This window comes from Bradyrhizobium sp. 44 (assembly GCF_023073095.1).
GTDB lineage: Bacteria > Pseudomonadota > Alphaproteobacteria > Rhizobiales > Xanthobacteraceae > Bradyrhizobium.
This window is the reverse complement of the sequence record NZ_JADPIY010000032.1, coordinates 1-5,732: the sequence shown is the minus strand read 5'-3', so window position 1 is coordinate 5,732 and position 5,732 is coordinate 1. Positions and strand designations below refer to the sequence as shown.

Sequence of the window (5,732 nt, the reverse complement as noted above, 5' to 3'; positions counted from 1 at the left end):
GCGGACCGGCCGCACAGCGTACGCATTCGACACCTCGAAATTGCCCGAGGCAATTAGGGGTCTTGATTGGCGCCAGGTCAATGGGTTCAGCGCTGCCGAACAGCCGAGCGAAAGGAAAATCCTTCAGCTTCAGGCACCGGCCTTACCGACTGCGTCGGCTGAGACCTTGCTTCAGCGAATGCCGAGCAAGGTTGACGACCTCTGCGCCGAACTCGTCCGACCACGCGGCAAGGGCTGCTCGCTCCTCAACTATGCTCTCACACATGACAAGGACGGGCACAGCCTGGCCCAGAGAATTGGGAAGCAGTGCACCCGAAATATCACCAGGAGCTGGCACTACTTCCTGATCGAAAAAGTCACGGTTGCCTTGACGATGGGCTTGGGTGAGTCTGCTTACTAGGCACGGCGAAGGCCCGCCGGTTGACGCTGGCGGGTTTTTCCTGCCGTGCCCTGCGTGCTCGATCTAGGTTGGCGTCATTACTTAAACGGGAGGCGGACGTGGCGACTGGTATTGTGAAGTGGTTTAACGCGACAAAAGGGTATGGGTTTATTCAGCCTGACAATGGCGGCAAGGACGTATTTGTCCATATCTCGGCCGTAGAGAGGGCCGGCCTGAGCAGCCTCAACGAGGGTGCTAAGGTGAGCTACGAAGAAACGAGCAACAAAGGCAAAACGTCGGCTGAAAATCTGAGAGTCGGGTGACCCACCGAGCCGGTTCACGCTGACGGGCCTAGCACTCCCGGCGCTCTAATCGCAATTGGATCGGCAGCCGGCAGCATTGGGGCTGGAAGCCAATTGGTCAGACGGCTACTGGCTTATGCTGTTCGTCTGTGAGCCTTGGTTGTCAAATACCGTGTCGATGAAACGCATCGAAAGCCGCATCTTGCACCGAAATCCAATAGTATTTGTCCGTGCGATTGAGAAAAATCATCCGTGATGATGACGACGTCGGCCTGAGTAGGGGCATAATGGTCATGCGTCTGAAGGCTCCAGTTGTCCGCCAGCCCCGATGCTGGGCCTCGCTGGATGCAAAAACGCCGCCCGCTCAAAATACATTGCGGGCGGCGGCTTCCAGCCCCGGGGGGATAATGCAAAACCCCGGCGAAGATTAGTCTGATCGGACTAACTCAAGGTTCAATGCCCACAAGGCGACGTTTAGCCCCGAAACCATTCGTGGGGGCGTGCGTATTGATACCATGGCCGTCGAGACCGAAAAGTACGCGATGTTTGCAGAAGAATGCCGCAGTCGCGCCGCTAATGCACGTAACCGTGCAGATGAAGAAGCTTGCTCGCGCTCGCGGGGAATGGTTGAAATTAGCTCGAGAGGCTAACGGTGATGCATCCGCCCGACCGCCACAATAAGGTTTGGCCGCTCGAGAACTTCCACCAATTGGTCAAGAAGAGCGCGCTCGTTACTGCGCGGTTGCGGCTTTAGGTATTCTTCCAAAATACACTGCGCATCGCTGACGGCTTGAAGAGCCAGTTCTTCGTCGTGCATGAGCCAAACTCCACTTGATCCCCAAATAAACAGCCTTGATTAAATTGGTTCCATTTAAATTAAATCCGGGCTTTATTGTACTTATAGGCTCGTATCGCCTGTTGGCGGACTTCTTCCACCGCAAACACCATGCGCCACAAACGGATCGGCCCCTGCGGGGCAACGCGGAGGCCGTCGTTGGGATGCCTTAGGGCGGGGATGAGGGCCTAAGGCGATTTGGCAGCGCGATAGGGGACAGATCAAAGGACGCCTAGTTGCTTTGGACTTGCGATAACGGTCTACGACACGAAGAGGAGCGCGCCGAACAAACACTGGCGGTTCTCGCTAGCTGGGAGCAGTAGTCTGCCGGGTCGCTGGCAGCAATCAATGCAGTGTCGTCTGAGTTGGTGCGCTTGGGAGCCGCAACCGAGCATGGCAGGCGTCGATTGCGGATTGATGGGGCGCGGGAAGCGCAGCGACGTTTTCCAGCGCTTCGATCAATTCCGGTAACCAAACTGCGCTCGTGGCGGCGGTGTTCGAACGTGCGTTGCTTGCTCCCTGGGCTTTCATGCCGGGAATCGAGGCTGAAATGACGCCCCCGTAAATCGCATCCAGAAGCATGTTTAACATGATCGCCATCACCTCATTGGTTGGCAACGACGCTAAATACGGATTGTTTCTGGGATACTTCGCGGCCCTGCGGAATGACTTCATCGACCCATGGCGCCAGCGCGACGTCGACGAGCGCGCGCATGGCCAGGGCGACCGACATTTGCCACTCCTCGCCCGGCGCCTAGGCATCCTCTCCCGGCCTCGAGCCGCCCTTTTCGACCGCGTAGCGCAGCAAACGCGGCCTGTACTAAGGTTCTGCCCCATATGCTGCTTTGCTCGGAGCCAACAGGCGCTTCATTTGCGCCTTAGAAAAACGGGCATGCGGGCACTACGGAAGACCAAATCTAGGCCACGACGTCGCCCCGCCGCTGCCTTAAAGCACCCTCAAGAGCCACGATCTTATATTTCGCGGCTCGATAATACCGGGTCTTTTTCAAGGGATGGATTTGATGGCGATCTCCGCGCAAGCAACCAAAGTGATCAGTCGCATCTTCTGCTTGGTGGCAATAGGCTCGGTGCTATCCGCATGTGCCTCGGGTCTGGTGCCGGCCGGTCCGATCGCATGGGACGGAGCTGGCCGAGATCCGAACCTGCCGGAGGTGCGCCAGCGCAGGGATCATGTTGCAGCCAGCACGCCGACGAAGGATCAAACTGCGGAAGAGGACGCTCTGCTCGCCAGCCTCGAGCCAAAGTCCGCAGAGTGGTTTGCTGCTCAGAAAAAGATAGACGCCGATCGCGACAAGCGGCTCGTGGCCAAGTTGGTCATCTGCCGCGGATGCTCCGTCTCAAGGACGAAAGCGGAGCCTTCTCAAGCTACCGGTACGACGGATAGTCGGTTGTCGCTCCGCTAAATGTCTCTCGATGAGCGGCCGACTTGGCCAGCGCTCGCCGTTCAAGAGACATCCGGCGCAGAGCGCCTGTTAAAGCCGCCGCGATTTTCCGATTCTTTCAGCCCAGTGAGCTGCTCTTTTCGTGATGTGGCCTTTGCCTCAGCTTCAGTGACTTTCTTTCGAAGCGTGATGACATTCGCCATCAGCTTCCTGAGCCGAAACTGTTGAAGTCGCTGCTGTCGAAGTTGAGACAGCAGCCATCCCTGCCTTAAACAGCTCGGCCATCAGGCTCGGGGTCCATAATTCGGCCAAATTTGAGTTAATACCTACCGCCGGGGCAGGATCTCAATAGGAGGTTCCTGCATGTTTCGAAGAGTAATTTTCGCGTTCATTTTCGTTGGATTTGGTTGTTTTGCGAGTGAAGCTCGTCCGCTCCTTTCTCTTCATCCGCGCGAATGTAATGTCACGATGCCTTGCGACTTTTCCAATTCACGGGCGTTCCGTGAGCGCGCTCCGCGGGGGTCCTTACGGGCATTTCGCTCAGCGCAGCTGATGGTGGGCGATGCTGGCAATAATGCCATGGTGACGAGTATATCAGGAGGTCGCGTCGTTGGCGGCCGTCCCGCAGGTTGCCCTTCTTCTTTCTGTGGCTGCGGTGCTGCCTTGCGAGTATTTGGCCGTATCGTCCCGGAATTGAACTTAGCGTCTAACTGGCTACGCTTCCCGCGCACCGCACCAGCGCCAGGAATGGTCGCCGCGCGCAGCGGTCATGTCTTTGTTCTGGAGCAGCACGTCGAAGGCGATACATGGATGGCGTATGACGCCAACTCCGGCGGCCACGCGACCAGGATTCATGCGCGCTCGTTGAGAGGCTATACAGTCGTCAACCCGCACGCGACGTAATTGCGAAACCAGAAACGACGCCACGAGAGACCGCGTGCGCTTTCTGCGAAAGCAACGTTGAGCGCATGCGCGCCGCAAGCTAAAGAGTTCGTCGCGTTAGGTTGCGCCGCAATTAACCTGCTTGGCTGCTGAATTTTCGAACCTGTTGTAATTGCAAATTGGGCACGATGGTCGGACAATTCGCCTACTCGTCGGGTCTTGCAATTCAGCAAAAAGCAATGCGTTCCGAAACAGCGCCAGGTCTGCACTCCATCCAGCTTCAATGTCCTAGCTGAAGATAGTGACTTCCAGCTCGTGTGGATTGCGTCACATGGTTTGCGGGTAGAAATCGCGACGCGCGCTCGACCAGATCAAAGAATCTATCAATTTGAGCAGCTCCTGCTGCTCTGGGCCGTAACCGAGGAGGTTACCAACCTGCATGAGGCGTGCGGAAGCTTTCGTTCAAGGTCACCGACCTTCATTCCTACTCTTTGAAGAGTTACGTCGTCCGTCTTGATGACGATCAAATCGGTTGCTTTGCGCGCAACGTCGCTGAAGATCTGGCCGGAACAATCCCAGTCATAAAGCGAAGAGGGATGTGCGTTGCTTTGTACGACGAGGAGGGCCGTCGTATCCTGGTCACGCCATTGGATCCCATCCAATAACAAACGCTAGAAAGAAGCCGTAGGCAGCTTCTCTACCCGCCTGAGCCGAATTGATGTACATCTGAGCAGAGCTTGCAATCTCCGGTCTTATGCAGCGCAATTCTGCGCTTTGCGGAGGCAAGCATGTCCCGCGCCAAAAAAATCCGATCGCATCAGGAGCGTAGCGCGGCCAGACGGAAGTGGGTGGTTGAGCTCTCTGAAACTACTCCGCCGGAGCGCATCATCCAATTCTCGGCAGAAACTCGCGGTATCCAGTAGCCTCGGAGGTGAGACCGATCCGGTTCGGCGCCAACACTCGCGAGATCGAGTTCTGAGCAGTGGCGCGCCGGATACACCCTGTTCCAGACACGATCTCAGTGAAGCGTTTGTACGCGAAAGCTGCGGTCAGCGGCTGAGATGATCCGGCGACGCAGCGAAAAGATGCAAAACTGGCTTCTCTCCCGATTTGGGCGCAGACTTTCACTGCACGTTTCGGTCCTCTGTTCGCAAATCGAGAATACCCTGTTCCTCTCGTCATTGGAGTTTAGCCATGTGCAAACAATGCGGAAAGATCGATGATGAGATTTCCCAGTTTCGCACACTTGAAGTGATCCTTAGTACTCAACAGCAAAAGGAAGCAGCGACTCAAAAGGTAAAGGATCTCGAGGTACTAAAATTAGCGCTCCACAAGACATCACCCTTTGAAGCGAAGTAACTTTGCAAGATCGATCCGGCCGGAGCTTCGAGGCGGAGGCGCGATCCCCTTCGGGCGTAACACTCGCACGTTAGAGCGTCGGAGTTCAGTCTCAAGTTCGGTCGCCGCGACCTCAAGGCGCAAGTTCCGAAGCTCGTCCATAGTTTTACGAATTTCTTCTTCCGACAGTCGCGCAGGCTTTGAAATAACGGGTAGCCGCATGAGATCGCCTCTCTCTGTCGAAAGCCGCCGGGTGGCTCATTTGGTTGCTTTTAGGTCGAAAAAAAGCTGAACCCGCGAACTTGATTTTGGACTTGGGGTCCGCAAACGGTCTCTGACGGAATTGACTACTCCGACTGGCGTGGCCAGTTGATTGGCGGCGCAAAGAGATCATCCTGGCGATCAATCTCCCTGCGGATTTCCTCGGCTCGCTGTTTGGCCGCTTCACCTAGGAAGTGGTATCGACCATTACTGATGTCGGCCTCGACCTGCTGGTAAGCGCTGTTTCGGTCCCACCTTCCATTGAAGGCGTCGAGCGAGGCATGATCGATCTCTGATTGGAGATCGGCTTTTGTCTAAGCTTGACCATATGC

Annotated in this window: 6 protein-coding genes and 1 pseudogene; 3 read left to right on the top strand and 4 right to left on the bottom strand. The window is 56.1% G+C overall.

Annotated elements, in window-relative coordinates:
• A pseudogene (locus tag IVB41_RS31360) lies at positions 1–400 on the top strand (hypothetical protein); the annotation flags it as partial.
• Positions 401–498: 98 nt separating this feature from the next.
• Positions 499–702 (top strand): cold-shock protein, encoded by a 204-nt coding sequence (locus IVB41_RS31355; protein WP_247438286.1) that lies wholly within the window; start codon positions 499–501, stop codon positions 700–702.
• Positions 703–1,327: 625 nt separating this feature from the next.
• On the opposite strand, the gene IVB41_RS31350 is transcribed toward IVB41_RS31355, so the two are convergent.
• From IVB41_RS31350 to IVB41_RS35710, 3 genes are all read right to left on the bottom strand, one after another.
• Positions 1,328–1,498: a hypothetical protein gene (locus IVB41_RS31350; RefSeq protein ID WP_247438284.1), complete on the bottom strand. Its 171-nt coding sequence runs from the start codon at positions 1,496–1,498 to the stop codon at positions 1,328–1,330.
• Between the two features lie 363 nt (positions 1,499–1,861).
• Positions 1,862–2,107: a hypothetical protein gene (locus tag IVB41_RS31345; protein ID WP_247438282.1), complete on the bottom strand. Its 246-nt coding sequence runs from the start codon at positions 2,105–2,107 to the stop codon at positions 1,862–1,864.
• Positions 2,108–2,120: 13 nt separating this feature from the next.
• Positions 2,121–2,249 (bottom strand): hypothetical protein, encoded by a 129-nt coding sequence (locus IVB41_RS35710; RefSeq protein WP_256464268.1) that lies wholly within the window; start codon positions 2,247–2,249, stop codon positions 2,121–2,123.
• A gap of 289 nt (positions 2,250–2,538) precedes the next feature.
• Between IVB41_RS35710 and IVB41_RS31340 the strand changes: the two genes are divergently transcribed.
• Complete coding sequence (locus tag IVB41_RS31340) at positions 2,539–2,940, top strand: hypothetical protein (protein WP_247438280.1); 402 nt, start codon at positions 2,539–2,541, stop codon at positions 2,938–2,940.
• Between the two features lie 41 nt (positions 2,941–2,981).
• Here the strand turns inward: IVB41_RS31340 and IVB41_RS31335 are convergent, their stop codons facing one another.
• Positions 2,982–3,122, bottom strand: coding sequence for a hypothetical protein (locus IVB41_RS31335; protein WP_247438278.1), 141 nt, complete (start codon positions 3,120–3,122; stop codon positions 2,982–2,984).
• Between the last annotated feature and the right edge of the window lie 2,610 nt (positions 3,123–5,732).